The organism is Bacteroides sp. AM54-2NS, from assembly GCF_003602935.1.
GTDB classification, from domain to species: domain Bacteria; phylum Bacteroidota; class Bacteroidia; order Bacteroidales; family Bacteroidaceae; genus Bacteroides; species Bacteroides xylanisolvens.
Window position 1 is genome coordinate 1 of the sequence record NZ_QTMZ01000046.1, and the last position, 20,049, is coordinate 20,049.

5 protein-coding genes and 4 pseudogenes are annotated in these 20,049 nt (G+C 41.9%); 7 read left to right on the forward strand and 2 right to left on the reverse strand.

What is annotated here, in order from left to right; genetic code table 11:
* The first annotated feature begins 153 nt into the window (after window positions 1-153).
* A complete protein-coding gene (locus DXA05_RS21005; RefSeq protein WP_128859606.1) occupies window positions 154-4,365 on the forward strand; it encodes a malectin domain-containing carbohydrate-binding protein in 4,212 nt (1,403 codons plus the stop codon).
* Window positions 4,366-4,565: 200 nt separating this feature from the next.
* The gene (locus DXA05_RS21010; protein WP_128859607.1) at window positions 4,566-5,411 is read left to right on the forward strand and encodes a helix-turn-helix domain-containing protein; all 846 of its coding nucleotides are present in this window, start codon (window positions 4,566-4,568) and stop codon (window positions 5,409-5,411) included.
* On the opposite strand, the pseudogene DXA05_RS21015 reads toward DXA05_RS21010, so the two are convergent.
* Both DXA05_RS21015 and DXA05_RS21020 read right to left on the reverse strand, forming a co-directional pair.
* Window positions 5,408-6,905, reverse strand: a pseudogene (locus DXA05_RS21015) (ATP-binding protein). The gene DXA05_RS21010 and the pseudogene DXA05_RS21015 overlap by 4 nt on opposite strands.
* Window positions 6,906-7,147: 242 nt before the next feature.
* Window positions 7,148-8,671: pseudogene (locus DXA05_RS21020) on the reverse strand (TlpA disulfide reductase family protein).
* 126 nt (window positions 8,672-8,797) lie between these two features.
* Here DXA05_RS21020 and DXA05_RS21025 point away from each other — a divergent pair.
* The 5 genes and pseudogenes from DXA05_RS21025 (at window position 8,798) to mgtA (ending at window position 19,966) form a co-directional block, all read left to right on the forward strand.
* Window positions 8,798-12,113 (forward strand): annotated as a pseudogene (locus DXA05_RS21025) (glycoside hydrolase family 2 TIM barrel-domain containing protein).
* A gap of 36 nt (window positions 12,114-12,149) precedes the next feature.
* Window positions 12,150-14,998 (forward strand): annotated as a pseudogene (locus DXA05_RS21030) (glycoside hydrolase family 2 TIM barrel-domain containing protein).
* Between the two features lie 145 nt (window positions 14,999-15,143).
* Complete coding sequence (locus DXA05_RS21035; RefSeq protein ID WP_004312802.1) at window positions 15,144-15,830, forward strand: response regulator transcription factor; 687 nt, start codon at window positions 15,144-15,146, stop codon at window positions 15,828-15,830.
* Window positions 15,827-17,194: a HAMP domain-containing sensor histidine kinase gene (locus DXA05_RS21040; RefSeq protein WP_009039601.1), complete on the forward strand. Its 1,368-nt coding sequence runs from the start codon at window positions 15,827-15,829 to the stop codon at window positions 17,192-17,194. The genes DXA05_RS21035 and DXA05_RS21040 overlap by 4 nt, the downstream gene beginning before the upstream one ends.
* 120 nt (window positions 17,195-17,314) lie before the next feature.
* Window positions 17,315-19,966, forward strand: coding sequence for a magnesium-translocating P-type ATPase (gene mgtA / locus DXA05_RS21045; protein ID WP_128859608.1), 2,652 nt, complete (start codon window positions 17,315-17,317; stop codon window positions 19,964-19,966).
* Window positions 19,967-20,049: the final 83 nt, after the last annotated feature.

The window sequence follows — 20,049 nt, forward strand, 5'->3', positions numbered from 1 at the left end:
ACAATTATGCCCTTTCAGGGCGCAAATTCAGATTGTCGTTTTTACGTAGGGCGTTGCCCTACGCTATATAATTAAGCCCTTTCAGGGCACTCCGCAAAATTATCATTTAGTGGTTATGCACTATTTAAGTATTAAACGATTAGAAAAAGTATCATGAAGAAGTTATTGCTGGCAGTTTTTAGTATAACCGCCACTTTCTCTCTGTATGCGCAACGGGAAGTTCCGCAGGAACGAATGGAGCAGATTTACGAGGAAGTAAAGACACCATACAAGTACGGGCTCGCAGTTGCCCCGGCAGACAATTATCATAAGATTGATTGTCCTACCGTTTTTCGTCAGGGAGACAAGTGGCTGATGACTTATGTGGTTTACAACGGCAAAGGTGGAACCGATGGTCGTGGTTACGAAACGTGGATAGCAGAAAGTGATAATTTGCTCGAATGGCGCACTTTGGGACGGGTTCTTTCTTATCGGGATGGAAAATGGGACTGCAATCAGCGTGGCGGATTTCCTGCATTGCCGGATATGGAATGGGGTGGAAGCTATGAGCTTCAGACTTATAAAGGTCGCCATTGGATGACTTATATCGGCGGTGAAGGAACAGGCTACGAAGCTGTAAAAGCTCCGCTTTATGTCGGACTGGCATGGACGAAAGGAGATATTTCTACGGCACATGAATGGGAATCTCTGGACAAACCGATTTTGAGCATCCATGATAAAGATGCCCAATGGTGGGAAAAACTAACTCAATATAAGAGTACCGTTTATTGGGATAAAGATAAAACATTGGGAGCTCCGTTTGTGATGTATTACAACGCGGGCGGCCGTCATCCGGAAACGGATTTAAAAGGCGAACGTGTCGGCATTGCGCTTTCCAAAGATATGAAGACATGGAAACGCTACTCCGGAAATCCTGTTTTTGCGCACGAAGCAGATGGAACCATTACAGGAGATGCGCATATCCAAAAGATGGGAGATGTGTATGTGATGTTCTATTTCTCTGCTTTTGAACCTTCGCGTAAATATAAAGCATTCAATACATTTGCCGCCAGCTATGATTTGGTGAACTGGACCGACTGGAAAGGGGCCGACCTGATTATCCCCTCCAAGAACTACGATGAACTGTTTGCTCATAAGAGCTATGTGGTGAAACATGACGGAGTGGTTTATCATTTCTATTGTGCGGTAAACAACGCAGAGCAACGCGGCATTGCCATTGCTACCAGTAAGCCGATGGGACGTTCGGCTGTCCGTTTCCCGAAACCGGAAATCAAGAACCGCCGGCAAATTATTGAATTAAATGAAGGCTGGAAAACTTGGAGAGTTGAGAATGGAAAGTTGAGAGTTGAGAGTGAAAAGACTGTGAATATACCTCATAACTGGGATGATTATTATGGGTATCGTCAATTGACTCACGGCAATCTTCACGGAACCGTTCTTTACAAAAAGGACTTCACCCTCAACAACTCTCAATTCTCAACTCTCAACTCTCAACTTAAAAAATATTTCCTTCGTTTTGAAGGAGTGGGTACATACGCCACCATTACAGTGAACGGAAAGGACTTCGGACGTCACCCCATAGGACGCACTACGTTGACTTTGGATGTCACAGATGAATTGAAACAGGGAGTAAATAGCCTGGAAGTGAAAGCCGAGCATCCTGAAATGATTGCCGATATGCCTTGGGTATGTGGGGGATGTTCGTCGGAATGGGGATTCAGTGAGGGTTCCCAGCCGTTAGGTATCTTCCGTCCTGTGGTATTAGAAGTAACGGATGAGATTCGCATAGAACCTTTCGGTGTACATATTTGGAATGACGAAAAGGCTGCTAACGTATTTGTAGAAACAGAGGTTAAGAATTATAGTAAAACAACAGAAACGGTAGAGTTAGTCAATAAACTAAGCAATGCCGATGGAAAACAAGTTTTCCGTTTGGTTGAAAAAGTTACTTTAGCTCCGGGAGAAATGAAAGTGATTCGCCAGCAGGCTCCTGTTGAGAATCCTGTTTTGTGGAATACGGAAAATCCATATCTCTATAAATTGGCTAGCATGATTAAGCGTGATACGAAGACGACGGATGAAATTTCGACACCCTTCGGTATTCGTACCATTAGCTGGCCGGTAAAACGAAACGATGGAGACGGACGTTTTTACCTGAATGGGAAGCCCATGTTTATCAATGGGGTATGTGAGTATGAGCATCAGTTCGGACAAAGCCATGCGTTCAGTAATGAACAGGTTGCCGCAAGGGTAAAACAGATACGTGCAGCCGGTTTCAATGCGTTCCGCGATGCTCATCAGCCCCATCATCTCGATTATCAAAAATACTGGGATGAAGAGGGAATCTTGTTTTGGACACAATTTTCCGCCCACGTGTGGTATGATACTCCGGAGTTTCGTGAGAACTTTAAAAAGTTGATTCGTCAATGGGTGAAAGAACGTCGTAATTCTCCGTCAGTGGTGATGTGGGGATTGCAGAATGAAAGCACTTTGCCTCGTGAGTTTGCACAAGAGTGCAGTGACCTTATCCGGGAGATGGACCCGACTGCCAAGACGATGCGTGTCATAACAACCTGCAATGGTGGCGAGGGTACAGACTGGAATGTGATTCAAAATTGGAGTGGGACGTATGGAGGAGATGTGACAAAATACGGTCGTGAGCTTTCTCAAGCGAACCAATTATTGAACGGGGAATATGGAGCGTGGAGAAGCATCGACCTGCATACGGAACCGGGAGATTTCCAGGTGAACGGAGTGTGGAGTGAAGACCGTATGTGTCAGCTGATGGAAACTAAAATCCGTTTGGCAGAACAGGCTAAAGATAGTGTTTGCGGACAATTCCAATGGATATACAGCAGTCATGACAATCCCGGACGCCGCCAACCGGATGAAGCGTATCGCAAGATAGATAAAGTAGGTCCGTTCAATTATAAAGGATTGGTTACTCCGTGGGAAGAACCGTTGGACGTATATTATATGTATCGCGCCAACTATGTTCCGGCTGCAAAAGACCCGATGGTTTACCTGGTATCACATACATGGGCCAACCGCTTTGAAAAGGGACGTCGCCGTGCCACTATCGAGGCTTACAGCAATTGTGATTCTGTATTGCTATACAACGATCTGACAAATGAAAAGGCAACCTTCCTCGGACGTAAAAAGAACAACGGAACAGGCACTCACTTTATGTGGGAAAACCGGGATATTCGTTATAACGTACTTCGTGCAGTAGGATATTATAAAGGTAAACCGATAGCAGAAGACCTGATCCTATTGAATGGCTTGGAGCAAGCCCCTAACTTCGAACTTCTTTATCAGGATGATAAAAAGATCTTGAAAGGAGAGGCAGGATATAATTATCTGTATCGTCTCAATTGTGGAGGGGATAATTATACAGATAGCTTCGGACAGCTCTGGTTGCAGGACAATACGAATTATTCCCGTTCATGGGCGGAGAATTTCAAGGATCTGAATCCTTATCTTGCCAGTCAACGTACCACCAATGATCCGATTCGTGGCACTCGTGACTGGACGTTATTCCAACATTTCCGCTTCGGACGTCATCAGCTGGAATATCGTTTCCCTGTGGCAGACGGAACATATCGTATTGAACTGTATTTCACAGAGCCGTGGCATGGTACGGGCGGAAGCGCTTCTACCGACTGTGAAGGATTGCGTATATTCGATGTTGCCGTGAATGATTCTGTTGTATTAGACGACTTGGATATTTGGGCTGAAAGCGGTCACGACGGAGTTTGTAAGAAAGTAGTATATGCCACAGTGAAGGGTGGAATGTTGAAAATTCATTTCCCGGAAGTGAAAGCAGGACAAGCCTTGATTTCGGGCATTGCTATTGCCAGCACAGATCAGGAACTGAAACCGACAGTATTCCCTGCGTCCGGCTGGAGTTGGGAAAAGGCGGATAAAGAAGTGATGGAAAAGACTCCGAAAGGGTTACTTCCGGAAGACAAGAATGCTCGTGTCAGTATATCATACGAAGCGGAAACAGCTGTGCTGAAAGGCAAATTCCAAAAGAAAGAACATCGCAAACAGATGGGAGTGTTTTTTGGTAAAGGAAAAGGCAACAGTATTGAATGGAATGTTTCTACCGGGTTGGCGCAAGTGTACGCGCTTCGCTTTAAATATATGAACACTACCGGAAAGCCAATACCTGTCTTGATGAAATTCATTGATTCAAAAGGAGTAGTATTGAAAGAGGACGTATTGAACTTCCCGGAAACACCGGATAAATGGAAGATGATGAGCACCACCACCGGGACCTTTATTAATGCCGGACATTACAAAGTATTACTTTTGGCAGAAAATATGGACGGAATTGCTTTTGACGCACTAGATATTCAATAAATCTTTCTATCAATTGATTTCAATAGAAACGGGATACGGAGAAGGTAAACTTTCCGCATCCCGTTTCTTTATATTCGGATCATTTTCTTAGAAATAGAATAAAGATGTTATTTTTTTATGATTCAATGTTCCGATTTTAATTATTTAAAAGATAGGAATTAAATAATCTCTATCTTTGAGGATAAACAAAAAGAACACTAATGGAAAGTGATATATCAAAGTATGATTTGCCGGTTGATTATATTGTAGGAGAGGGGTTCGCAAAAGATTTACTGAAGAGCTATAAGAATTTTCCATGTAAGATTGAATCCGGCTTATTTATTCTTTGTATAAAAGGCACTATGCAGGTAACGATCAATAGCAATGCCCATCATATCAGTGAAAATGATTTAATTACCTTGCCGCCTAATTGCATATTAGAGGTGCACACATTCTCATCCGATATCCAGATTTATTATGCCGGCTTTTCATCTCATTTTATAGAAAGTATAAATCTGATGAAAGCTACCCAGCACCTTCTTCCGGTAATTATGGAGAATCCGATAGTTGCTTTATCTCCACTTCAGGCATGTAGTTATAAAATGTTTTATGAATCATCTATTCTCTCATACGCTTCGTTTAGGACACGGGAAAATAAAGAGATAGTGAAAGCAGTTCTTACCATGTTCATTCAAGGAGCAACCGAAATTTATAAGTTACAGAATAATTGGTATTTATCTTCTCAATCAAGAAAGTATGAGATTTATCAGGAGTTTTTGCAATTGGCCATGAAGCATTATACAGTTCATCATGGCGCCTCTTTCTATGCCAATGAGTTGGGACTAAGTTTACCCCATTTTTGTTCAACGATTAAAAAGGCGGCAGGAAATACTCCGTTAGAGGTGATTGCTTCCATTATTTTGATGGAAGCTAAATCCCGTTTAAAATCGGCCGATGAGCCTGTGAAAAATATTGCTTTATCTTTAGGATTTAATAATATCTCGTTCTTCAATAAGTTTTTCAAGCAACACACTGGCATTACTCCTCAAGAATATAGAGGACGCTAATCATCTGTTTTTCTATCAAATGGTAATTTAACGGTAAAACAGCTACCTTTCCCAATCTCTGATTTAACGGAGATATCTCCTTGCAGGTGTTCTACAATCGTTTTGCAGATAGAAAGTCCTAAGCCGGTTCCCTGTTTAAAGGTATCTACTTTGTAGAAACGATCAAAGATTTCATTCAAACATTCTTGCGGAATTCCCGAACCGGTATCTTCTACAAATATTTGTACTGAATCCGCATCTCTGTTATCAAGCGTATACCCAAAATGAATATATCCTTTTTGGGTGAATTTCCGGGCATTATTAATGAAATTGCATATTACTTGTTTCAGGCGTGTAATATCTGTGTTGATATAAACATCTTCATCCGGTAATAATGACCTTATTTCAATTTCGGAAATAGGTTTCATTGCCTGTTCTTTCTCTATGTCTATCATTAAAGAGTTAAGGGAACAGTCGGAGAACGTAAATTTAATCGTATTTGATTCAATCTTGGACAAATCAAGTATGTCGTCAATCAATCGTACTAAATGTTCGCTATTGATGCTGATTAGTCGCACGAAATCGGCACGTTCCTCTTCACTTAACTCATCATAAGTAGAACCTATAACATCAGAAAAGCCGACTATTGCATTCAGCGGTGTACGGATTTCATGACTCATATTGGCTAAAAACGCCATTTTAAGACGATCGCTTTCTTCTGCTTTTTTACGTGCCTCGATTAAGGTGTTTTCTATGTCTTTATATTCCTGAATACTCAAGCAGATTCCCACTAACCGATAGGGATGGCCGGATATGTTTGCAATATAAGTTGACTGCCCTTCAACCATTCCCAAGTACCATCCCCCCGGCGCAAACGGAATGGAACTGTTTTGTCAAAAGTTGTATTACCATTAAGTTGTATAACAAAGGCGTCAGCATAGTTTTCCGGTCGTCCGGATGAATCATATCCACATATTCCTCCATTGTCAAAGTATTATTTTCTCCGGCCGGAATACCTAAATGTTCAAAATAACGATCGTCAAGAGTAAATTCACTCCGGCTTATATCATAATACCATGGATAGATTCTGGTTCTTTGCAAAGCTGTATTCAGAATATATTCTTGTGTAAGCTCTACTGTAATATTGCGGAAAAAGAATAAGATCTTGTTTAAATTAGTTCTATCCCTGATCGTTGCAAATTCTCCTCTTACGGGAAATTGTGTGTAATCAGCCTGTTCTTGCATGAAGGTATGTTCAGGTAATGAATACGTATTTTCTCCCTGACGAATCTTTTCCAGAATAGTCGAAAGTATATCTTCCTTTTTATTTAGCAGTTTAAATAAACGATTGGTAGGAAAGGGAAGCATATCATTGACCGACGGATGAACATGCAGTTCTGCAAAAGCCTGCTGATTGAGTTGTATAACTTCTCCATTTGTATCAAATATAATCACTCCGTCGGGTAAAATGTTTAATAATTCATCGTTATAGAGTGTCTGTTTGTAATCTTCCATTTCTTTTATTGTTTTGTACTGAATATAAGATATATGAGACATATCTTATAACAAAGAAAACCATTTCTGTGAAGATTATAACATATTTACAGCTCTTTTTGAGCGATTTATACGGTTATTTTAAATTGCAAGATATTTAATGTTAATACAATATTCTTATTTTAATATTCGATATTCAAATATTAATAGAGAGAATGTGCCAAAACTCCTTTATGATTTTATTTTGGCACATTTCTTTTTCTTTATCTAGTAAGCTTTATCCCATTTATTTGCCAATCGTTTTTGGCTGTTCCTTCTGTGAAATTGAATGATTTAGTTTTGAGAGGTAATGGTTTGAAAGTTAGGGAAAATTCGGCTTCTCCGCTTTCAGGCAGAAAGAAATGCTTACCGGGAGTAATGCCGTCAGCTTTTTGTAATGTGTATGATGCACCTTGCTCGTCTACTAGTTTGGCATTTACACTTACTTGTATCCAGTATTTGGGTATGTAATATGCATAAAAATGAACGATAGTGGCTGTATCAGTCAATTCTACCTGCTTCACTTCAAGAATATCAGTATTGGTTGATTCAAAACTCGGATGATTAACGACTTTTCTATTGGTGTCCCCGGTGATACTCATTTCACGCTTTGGTGCATCCAAATATCTACGCATCTTTAATTTCAAGCTGCCTTTACCATAGCCCGACCACATTTTCACGATTTTGCCTCGGGAGAGATAAGAACATAATTCGGAATACCGTTGACGTCATACACAGCATATAGTCCTGCAGTCTGTTTCAAGTCGCTTAAGTTTTGCCAAGTCATTTCATGTTGTGCAGAAGCAGCTTTCCATCTAGTTTGCGTATCTGAACTCAAACTGATGATGGTGAGTCGGTCTTTATATTGCTCTTGAATCTCTTTCATTTCGGGCAAAGCATGATGCAGGGACCACAACCGCTGCTCCAGAAATCAAGTAACATATATTTTCCTTTGAAATCAGCCAAATGATGCACCTTTCCATCTAAATCAAAAAGATCGGCATCTGCCATGTCATCTCCTTCTTTCACCGTTTTAGGAGGGAAGAGATTAACCCTGATTTCTTGTCCTTCAATGGAAGCTTTCTGTTCTTCGTTTAATCTGTCATACAAAGCCAGTATTTCTTCCTTATTGGTAAACTTTGGATTGTACTTCAATGACATACTCAAACGGAGCAATTTTTCCATCCAGACATTAGAAATAGGGAGTTCCTTCATCAACTTTAATTCCCGTTGATTAATAATGGAAGATATACTATCACTCTTTGTTCGAAGTGCTTTTCGTTCGGTTTCTGAGCTGAACGCATACTTCTTTCTTTGATAGCCAAGCGTTGAAATTCGTCCCATAAGTCACGGGAATCCTCAATGAATCTATTATGTTCTTGTTGTTCTTTTACCGGACTATCTACCCTCCATGTATAAATCAGAGGGTTTGTGCCCGTTACTTTTATTTTTGCGCCCGGAGTTGCATAAATATCTAACGACATTGGAGGGAAATCTGTATCGCGACACATGAGAGACAGTTGATCCATACCGCTTTCTCCTGCATTTCGCTTGAAAAAGAAAGTTCCATTACGTATCGTATCCGTACCAACTATGCTTCCTACGCGTCCATCCGTCAAAAATAAGGAAACATGAGTTCCGTCTTTCACTCCTTTTACCTCACCTTTAATTGTGTACTCGTGTTGTGCTTGTGAAACGAGACTGCCTAATAAAAAGAAGCTGCTAAATAGTAGTTTTTTCATCATCATAATATTAGAAGTAATTATACGCCACAAGGTAAAGATTTTCTTCATAGAGTGTTACTCCTTTTATTGTTCTTTAATATTTCTGTAAAAGAAAGGGGTACAAAATACCCTTTCGTCCGTCTACTTGATATGAAGAAAAAAGAACGAATGAAAATATATACTTTACTGCTTGGCGCATTGTTTGTAAGTCCTACACAGGCACAAACAATGCATGATTGGGAGAATCATCATGTTCTCCAGATCAATCGTGAACCGGCAAGAGCCGCTTTTACCCCTTTCTCTGTACAGAAAGGAGACGGCTCAATCTCTTTAGACGGAACCTGGAAATTCCGTTGGACTCCCGTTCCCAATGAAAGAGTCGTGAATTTCTATCAAACAAATTTTAATGATAAAGATTGGACGGATTTTCCTGTTCCCGCCAATTGGGAAGTGAACGGATATGGCACGCCTATCTATGTTTCAGCAGGCTATCCGTTTAAAATAGATCCTCCACGGGTGATGGGAGAACCGAAAACTGACTATACCACGTATAAAGAACGAAACCCGGTAGGGCAATATCGGCGTACCTTTGTCTTGCCGGCCGGATGGGAAGCGAATGGACAGACTTTTCTACGGTTTGAGGGCGTAATGAGCGCCTTTTATGTTTGGATCAATGGCAAACGGGTAGGGTATAGCCAAGGCAGTATGGAACCGAGCGAATTTAATGTCACGAAGTATCTGAAATCCGGAGAAAATCAGATTTCACTAGAAGTCTACCGATATAGTGACGGCTCTTATCTGGAAGATCAGGATTTCTGGCGTTTTGGTGGTATTCATCGTAGTATTCATCTGATACATACGCCGGATATTCATGTCCGTGATTATGCGGTACGCACTCTTCCCGCATCTGCTGGTGATTATGAAGACTTTATTTTGCAGATTGATCCGCAATTCAGTGTATATCGAGGGATGACCGGAAAAGGGTATGTCTTACAGGGAGTATTAAAGGATGCTTCAGGCAAAGAAGTTGCCACATTGAAAGGCAATGTGGAAGATATTCTTGATTTGGAGCATAAAGCAAGCCGGATGAATGAATGGTATCCGCAGCGTGGCCCGCGTAAGATGGGACGTTTGTCAGCCATTATAAAATCGCCGGAAAGATGGACGGCAGAAACACCCTGTCTTTATAAATTACACTTAACTCTCCAAAATGGAAAAGGAAAAGTCGTAGAACAGATAGAACAGGCCGTGGGCTTCCGCTCTGTAGAAATCAAAAAAGGACAACTGTTAGTGAACGGTAATCCGGTTCGTTTTCGTGGAGTGAACCGCCACGAACATGATCCACGGACGGCACGTGTCATGAGCGAAGAACGGATGCTTCAGGATATTCTTTTAATGAAGCAGGCAAATATAAATGCTGTGCGCACCAGTCATTACCCGAATGTAAGCCGTTGGTACGAGCTATGCGACAGCTTGGGATTGTACGTGATGGACGAAGCGGATATAGAAGAACACGGATTGCGTGGAACACTCGCAAGTACCCCCGACTGGCATGCAGCATTTATGGACCGTGCGGTCCGTATGGCGGAACGTGATAAGAATTATCCATGTATTGTAATGTGGAGCATGGGAAACGAAAGCGGTTATGGACCGAACTTCGCTGCTATTTCGGCATGGCTGCATGATTTCGATCCCACTCGTCCTGTACACTATGAGGGGGCGCAGGGAGTGGACGGAAATCCTGACCCGAAGACGGTCGATGTTATCAGCCGCTTTTATACCCGGGTGAAACAGGAATACTTAAATCCCGGCATTGCAGAGGGAGAGGACAAGGAACGCGCTGAAAATGCACGTTGGGAGCGGTTGCTGGAGATTGCGGAGCGTACCAATGACGACCGTCCGGTAATGACGAGTGAATATGCACATTCCATGGGGAATGCATTAGGAAATTTCAAGGAATATTGGGATGAGATATATAGCAATCCCCGTATGCTGGGTGGTTTTATATGGGATTGGGTAGATCAGGGATCTACAAGACATTACCCGATGGCCGTACCATGGTGGCTTACGGCGGTGACTTTGGCGATAAGCCGAATTTAAAAGCTTTCTGCTTTAATGGATTACTGATGAGTGACCGTGAAACTACGCCTAAATATTGGGAGGTAAAAAAAGTATATGCACCGGTTGAGTTGAGAGTTGAGAATGGAGAGTTGAGAGTAACCAACCGGAATCATCATATTGATTTATCACTTTATCGTTGTCTGTGGACATTATCAGTGGATGGTAAGGAGAAAGAACGGGGAGAAATAACATTGCCAGAAATAACTCCAGGCGAAAGTAAAACAATTGATTTGCCGGCTTTCCGATCATCAAAAGATATTTATTCTTTGAGTAATAAAAATGAGAAAGTTAGTAAGACCAATAAAAAAACGGAGAAAACTCTTTCCGATTACCAGCTGAAAGTAAGCATTGTTTTGAAATCGGATGCTCTTTGGGCAAAGGCAGGACATGAAGTGGCCTGGGAACAATTCTGCTTACAGAAAGGAGATTTAGCTTCTGCCGATCTGATTAATAAAGGAGCGCTTCAGGTGAAAGAGGACGATAATTCTTTATTGATTAGCGGGCGCAGTTTTTCTGTTCAGTGGGAAAAGAAAGTGAACGGAAGTATGACTTCCCTTATATATAAGGGCAAAGAAATGCTGACTCACTCCGATGATTTTCCGGTTCAGCCTGTCACTCAAGTTTTCCGTGCTCCGACAGATAATGACAAGAGCTTCGGAAACTGGTTGGCTAAAGACTGGAAATTGCATGGAATGGATCATCCGCAGATAAATTTGGAATCTTTCCACCATAAAAAACGTGCAGACGGGGCGGTCATTGTCCGGATTCAAACAAGTAATTTATATAAAGAAGGAAAAGTGGTGACGACTTCTGTCTATACGGTCTTTTCAGATGGAACGATTGATCTGAAAACAACTTTCTTGCCACAAGGAGTTCTTCCTGAAATTCCCCGTTTAGGAATCGCATTCTGTCTGGCGCCTGCTTATGATACATTTACCTGGTATGGCAGAGGACCACAGGATAACTATCCTGACCGCAAAACATCTGCTATGATAGGGCTTTGGAAAGGAGCGTTGCAGACCAATACGTACATTATCCACGTCCGCAGGACAGTGGAAACAAAGAAGAAGTGCATTATCTTACCTTGACCGACAAACAGAATAAAGGCATTCGTGTTGACGCGGTAGAAAACGCATTTTCTGCATCTGCCCTGCATTACACCGTACAAGACATCTATGAAGAAACTCACGATTGCGATTTAAAACCACGTGCAGAAGTTATTCTTAGTATGGATGCTGCCGTACTTGGATTAGGAAACAGTAGTTGCGGACCGGGTGTATTGAAGAAATATGCCATAGAGAAAAAAGAACATACGTTGCATCTCCGTATCAGTAGTAAACAATAATAGCAATAAATAACTAACACAATAATAAAAGTAACAATGAAAAAAGTAACCACTTTATTATCAACCTTGGCGTTGGCAACTACCCTGGCTGCTCAAAACCTTCCACAAACGGAAAGGCAATATCTCTCCGGTCACGGATGCGACGATATGGTTGAATGGGACTTCTTTTGTACCAACGGACGCAATTCCGGCAAATGGACGAAAATCGGCGTACCTTCCTGTTGGGAATTGCAAGGCTTCGGCACTTATCAGTATGGGATCACTTTCTATGGAAAGCCATTTCCTGAAGCGTTGCCGATGAAAAAGGTATGTATAAGTACGAGTTTGAAGTTCCGGAAAAGTTTCGCGGTAAACAGGTCAATCTTGTATTCGAAGCTTCAATGACAGATACGGAAGTAAAAGTGAACGGACGCAAAGTGGGTTCCAAACATCAGGGAGCCTTCTATCGTTTTTCATACAACGTCACGGATTTCCTGAAATATGGCAAAAAGAATTTATTGGAAGTCACTGTTGCCAAAGAGAGTGAAAATGCCAGTGTGAACCTTGCCGAACGTCGTGCTGATTATTGGAATTTCGGCGGTATCTTCCGTCCGGTATTCCTGGAGGTGAAACCAGCCGTAAACCTGCGGCACATTGCCATTGACGCAAAGATGGATGGAACTTTCCGAGCCAACTGTTACACAAATATCTCTAATGACGGAATGAGCATCCGTACACAGATTTTAGATAAAAAAGGGAAAAAGATAACGGAAACCACCGTACCCGTAAAAGCAGGAGGCGACTGGACTTCCCTGCAACTGAATGTATCTAACCCCGCATTATGGACAGCGGAAACTCCGAATCTTTATAAAGCGCAATTCTCTCTATTGGATAAGACCGGTAAGGTTTTGCATAGTGAAACAGAAAATTTTGGTTTCCGCACAATTGAAGTACGCGAAAGCGACGGACTTTATATAAACGGAGTACGTATCAATGTACGTGGTGTCAATCGCCATAGTTTCCGTCCTGAAAGTGGCCGTACGTTGAGTAAAGAGAAGAATATCGAAGATGTTCTTTTGATGAAAGGCATGAATATGAATTCTGTCCGTTTGAGCCACTATCCGGCTGACCCGGAATTTTTGGAAGCCTGTGATTCTCTCGGACTTTATGTGATGGATGAATTGGGAGGCTGGCATGGCAAGTATGATACCCCCACCGGAGTACGTCTGATTGAAGGCATGATAGAACGTGACGTGAATCATCCGTCTATTATTTGGTGGAGTAATGGTAATGAAAAAGGATGGAATACCGAACTGGATGGAGAGTTTCATAAATACGATCCGCAGAAACGTCCGGTTATTCACCCGCAAGGTAATTTCTCCGGTTTTGAAACCATGCATTACCGCTCTTACGGAGAAAGCCAGAACTACATGCGCTTACCGGAAATCTTTATGCCTACGGAATTCTTGCATGGTTTATACGATGGCGGCCATGGTGCCGGATTATACGATTATTGGGAAATGATGCGCAAGCATCCCCGTTGTATCGGTGGCTTCCTTTGGGTATTGGCAGACGAAGGTGTGAAGCGTGTGGATATGGATGGATTCATCGATAACCAAGGAAACTTTGGAGCAGACGGTATTGTAGGACCACATCACGAAAAGGAAGGTAGCTACTACACTATCAAGCAGTTATGGAGTCCGGTGCAAATCATGAATACTTCTATCAACAAGCAATTTGATGGCAAATTCTCCGTAGAAAACCGTTACGATTATCTGAATCTGAATACTTGCCGTTTCCTTTGGAAGCAAGTAAAATTCCCGCTGGCAACAGATGCTTCCAATGCTGCTATTCAAGTGTTGAAAGAGGGTGAAGTGCAAGGCAGTGACGTGGTTGCTCATTCGGCAGGCATTTTGGATATAAAAACAAATATCCTCCCCAATGCAGACGCCCTCTTCCTGACAGCAATCGATCCATACGGCCATGAACTTTGGCGCTGGACTTTCCCGGTCAACCAACTGAATCAGCAGACAGAACAGCTTTCTCCCTTGTCCAGTCGTCCTGCTTATACAGAGACAGAAAATGAGCTTACTGTGAAAGCGAATAAGCGTACGTTTATCTTCTCAAAGAAAGACGGACAACTAAAAGGAGTATCTGTAGATAACCGTAAGATTAGTTTCGCCAATGGCCCCCGTTTCATCGGAGCCCGTCGTGCAGACCGCTCATTGGATCAGTTCTATAACCATGATGATGAGAAAGCAAAAGAAAAAGACCGCACATACAGCGAATTCCCCGATGCTGCCGTATTTACGAAACTGGATGTGAAAGAAGACGGAGGTAATCTGGTTGTTACCGCCAATTATAAACTGGGCAACCTGGATAAGACCCAATGGACAATTAACCCGAGTGGGGAACTGGCTTTGGATTACACCTATAATTTCTCCGGTGTCGTAGACTTGATGGGTATTCGTTTCGACTATCCTGAAGATCAGGTAATCAGCAAACGCTGGCTGGGTGCCGGACCTTACCGTGTATGGCAAAACCGTATTCACGGAACACAATACGATGTTTGGGAAAACGACTATAACGATCCTATTCCGGGTGAGACTTTCACATATCCCGAATTCAAAGGATACTTTGGTGATGTTTCCTGGATGAATATCCAAACGAAAGAAGGCACTATCAGCCTGACAAACGAAACTCCCGACGCATATATCGGAGTATATCAGCCTCGTGATGGCCGCGACCGTTTGCTTTATACTCTTCCCGAAAGCGGAATCTCTGTCCTGAACGTGATTCCTCCGGTACGTAATAAAGTAAACTCCACCGATTTGTGTGGTCCCTCTTCACAACCGAAATGGGTAAATGGTCCACAAACCGGACGAGTCATTTTCCGGTTTATGTAAATGAATCATATAAAGGTATCCACATTGCGTTGGGTACCTTTTTTATTTGGCCTTCTCACCGATTTTTCAAGGAAAAAGGCTATAAGTGGGGAATAATCATTATTTTTGTTTCGTTTTATACATTCAGATTAATGAATTCTTTCCTATGTACACAATACTAATTATAGAAGATGAACCCCGGGTTGCAAGTTTGCTGATGAACGGACTGGAGGAAAATGGCTATCAGACAATGGTGGCTTATGACGGACTGATGGGCTTACGGCTTTTTCAGACGCATACATTCGATCTGGTCATATCCGACATCGTTCTGCCTAAGATGGACGGATTTGAACTAGCGAAAGAAATTCGCAAAACCAATCCCAATATCCCTATATTGATGTTGACGGCATTAGGATCAACGAACGATAAACTGGACGGTTTCGATGCCGGTGCAGACGATTACATGGTGAAACCTTTTGATTTCAGAGAGTTAAATGCCAGAATCAAAGTGCTGTTGAAACGTGTGACAGGTAATGCGCAGGAATTACCGCAGGAACTTGTCTATGCAGATTTGCGTATTGATCTTCAACGGAAAGACGTAGAACGGAATGGTATATCCATTAAACTTTCTCCTAAAGAATACAACCTGTTGTTATATATGGTAGAAAATGCCGAAAGAGTATTGAGCAGGGTTGAAATAGCGGAGAAAGTATGGAACACCCATTTTGATACAGGAACGAATTTCATAGATGTATATATCAACTATCTTCGCAAAAAGATAGACCGGGATTTTGAACCGAAACTTATTCATACCAAAGCCGGAATGGGTTTCATACTGACTGATAAAATATGAAGATCAGGACAACGTTGACTCTACAATATGCAGGGCTTACAGCTGCGGTATTCTTCGTATTTGTGATGGCTGTCTACTATGTAAGTGAACATTCACGTAGCAATGCTTTCTTTCGTAATCTTCAAAGTGAAGCTATAACCAAAGCACATTTATTCCTTAAGGATCAAGTAGATGCCAAAACCATGCAGTCTATTTACCTGAATAATCAGAAGTTTATTAATGAAGTAGAGGTTGCCGTCTATACAACAGATTTTAAAATATTATATCACGATGCTCTGCAAAACGATATTGTTAAAGAAACGCCGGAGATGATAAAACGTATCCTGAAGCGAAAGAATATCAATTTCTATGTGGACGAATATCAGGCTATAGGACTGGTGTATCCGTTTGAGGGCAAAGACTATGTGGTTACCGCCGCAGCCTACGACGGTTACGGATACGCCAACCGAGATGCGCTAAGAAATATGCTTATTCTCCTATTTATCGGTGGATTGAGCGTATTGGTGGTTGTGGGGTATATCCTTTCTCGAAGCACTTTAAAACCGATACGTAATATAGTGAAAGAAGCGGAGAAAATCACAGCATCGCATATTGATAAAAGATTACCCGTAAAAAATGAACAGGATGAACTGGGAGAATTGAGTACGACATTCAATGCATTGTTGGAACGCCTGGAAAAGTCTTTCAATTCACAAAAGATGTTCGTCAGTAATGTATCTCATGAATTGCGTACCCCCATGGCAGCTCTTACAGCCGAATTGGATTTAGCTTTATTGAAAGAACGGAGCTCCGAACAATATCAGATGGCTATCGGCAATGCACTGCAAGATTCGCGTCGGATTGTTAATCTGATCGACGGATTATTGAATCTGGCAAAAGCTGACTATCAGTCGGAACAGATAACTATGGAAGAAGTCCGTCTGGACGAACTGTTGCTGGACGCCAGAGAGCTGGTACTAAAAGCTCATCCGGATTATCACATCGAATTAGTATTTGAGCAGGAAGCCGAAGAAGATAATGTGCTGACAATAATCGGAAACAGCTATTTACTGACCACCGCTTTTGTGAATCTGATAGAAAATAACTGCAAGTACTCTTCCAACCGGGCTTCATCAGTCCTGATCGCCTATTGGGAGCAATGGGCAATCATTCGTTTGTCTGATAACGGTGTAGGTATGTCTGATACGGATAAAGAAAACCTGTTTAAACTGTTTTATCGTGGAGAGAACAAACATATTGCTCCTGGAAATGGTATAGGCATGGCCTTGACACAGAAGATTATCCACCTTCACAAAGGCGAACTGACCGTATCTTCCCATAAGGATGAGGGCACTACTTTTGTGGTGAAACTTCCGCATATTTAAGAAATTCTAATAGCTTTCTAATACCACTCTAATCATTCTCTAACAGCTTCCCGGTGAAGTCTTCCTTACTTTTGCATCGAATTAACAAATGCAGTTAGTAACTTAAAAAAATTAGAGAGTATGGTATGGAAGAAAAAACTGCGTTCATCACAGTACATATTCAATTCAGAGAAAGTCTTTTTGGTTGCCACACAACCCGGTAAGTCAATCTATTCATACTTACAGACAACAAAGCTTGGATTAACGTTGGGAGAAGTGCAGGAGCGACAATCCGTTTATGGAAGAAACGAAGTGGTACATGAACAGAAAAAGAATCCGTTTATCCTATTTATCAAAACGTTTATCAATCCTTTCATTGGCGTTCTGACCGGGCTCGCCATTATATCCTTATTTTTGGATGTATTGATGGCCGATCCCGGAGAGCAGGAATGGACGGGAGTCATCATCATCTCATCCATGGTGCTGTTCAGTGCTATTCTGCGTTTTTGGCAGGAATGGCGAGCAAGTGAGGCTACGGATTCTTTAATGAAAATGGTAAAAAACACATGTCTTGCCAAACGTGCGGGAGAGCATGAAGAAGAGATCGAAATTACGGAACTCGTTCCGGGAGATATCGTGTATTTGGCAGCCGGGGACATGGTTCCTGCTGATATTCGGATCATCGATTCGAAAGACCTGTTCATCAGTCAGGCTTCATTGACAGGAGAGTCCGAACCGATAGAAAAGTTTCCGGAGGTACGGGGACAACAGTTTCGGAAAGGAAGTGTCATCGAGTTGGACAATATTTGTTATATGGGTTCCAATGTGATAAGTGGTGCGGCAAAAGGAATCGTTTTTGAAACGGGGAACAAAACCTATCTGGGTACTATTGCAAAGAGCCTGGTCGGGCATCGTGCCACTACAGCTTTTGACAAAGGCATTAGCAAGGTTAGCTTCTTATTGATTCGTTTCATGCTGGTTATGGTTCCATTTGTGTTTTTCGTAAATGGCTTTACGAAAGGGGATTGGTTTGAAGCTTTCATATTCGCCATATCCGTTGCGGTTGGCCTTACTCCAGAAATGTTACCGATGATTGTGACTGCCAACCTTTCTAAAGGAGCGATAGCCATGTCCAAAAAGAAAACAATCGTAAAGAATCTCAATGCCATTCAGAATTTTGGAGCGATGGACATACTCTGCACTGACAAAACCGGTACATTGACCTGCGATAAAATCGTATTGGAGAAATATATCAATGCAGATGGCAGTGACGATAACAGTAAACGTATTCTCCGTCATGCTTACTTTAACAGTTATTTCCAAACCGGTTTAAGGAACCTGATGGATAAAGCGATTCTTTCTCATGTAAGAGATTTGAGTCTGGAACATTTGAAGGATGACTACACTAAAGTGGATGAAATACCTTTCGACTTTACGCGCAGAAGAATGTCTGTTGTAATAGAAGACAGGCAGGGAAAGCGGCAAATCATCACCAAAGGAGCGGTAGAAGAGGTTCTCGATGTCTGTTCCTATGCCGAGTTCAACGGGCAGATTCATCCCTTGACTGATGCCTTGAAAATCAAAGCACAGATGATTAGTGAAGAAATGAATCAGCAGGGAATGAGAGTATTGGCAGTTTCCCAGAAAAGTTTTATCGAGAAAGATTGTAATTTTGCCATTGAAGATGAAAAAGAAATGGTACTGATCGGGTATCTTGCTTTTCTTGATCCTCCGAAACCTTCTGCTGCCGAAGCCATTGAACAGTTATATGCGCATGGAGTAGCAGTGAAAATTCTATCGGGAGATAATGATGTCGTAGTGAAAGCGATTGCCCGACAGGTAGGAATTGATACCAGTCATTTTCTTACCGGGATAGAAATAGAGAATATGGACGAAACAACATTGAAAAAAGCGGTAAAGGATACCACTTTATTCTCAAAACTGACTCCATTACAAAAGACGCAAATCATCTCTCTGTTGCAGGAGCAAGGCAATACGGTAGGGTTCTTGGGAGATGGAATTAATGATGCAGGTGCATTGCGTCAGTCGGACATTGGTATATCAGTCGATTCTGCTGTGGATATAGCCAAAGAAAGCGCAGATATTATCTTGTTGGAAAAAGATTTGATGGTATTGGAAGACGGAGTGCTCGAAGGAAGAAAGACATTCGGCAATATCAATAAGTACATAAAGATGACTGCCAGTTCCAATTTTGGGAATATGTTCAGTGTGATGTTTGCCAGTGCATTCCTGCCGTTTCTGCCCATGATGCCGATACATCTATTGATCCAGAACCTGTTGTATGACATATCGCAGACCACCATTCCTTTTGACCGTATGGACCCGGAGTTCCTAAAGAAACCCCGTAAATGGGATGCGTCCGATCTAAGTCGTTTTATGATTTATGTAGGTCCCATCAGTTCTATCTTTGATATTATCACGTATCTGGTCATGTGGTACGTATTTAGCTGCAACAGCCCCGAACACCAGACACTGTTTCAAACCGGATGGTTTGTGGAAGGTTTGTTATCACAGACATTGATTGTCCACATGATACGTACCCGCAAGATACCGTTCATACAAAGCCGTGCCACATGGCCTGTGATGGGACTGACCTTCTTAATCATGGCGATAGGTATTCTTATTCCTTTTACCGCTTTCGGGCGTTCCATCGGATTGACAGCTCTTCCTTTGAGCTATTTCCCTTGGTTGGTTGGAATTTTGCTCTCTTATTGCATTTTGACGCAGATCGTGAAGAACTGGTATATCAGGAAGTTTGTGCGCTGGTTATAGCTTTGTCTGTTTATCTCGCAAATTAAATGTATATATTGTAAAAGATTTAAAATTGAGACGAATTGTCTATCAAGAGTTTTTGC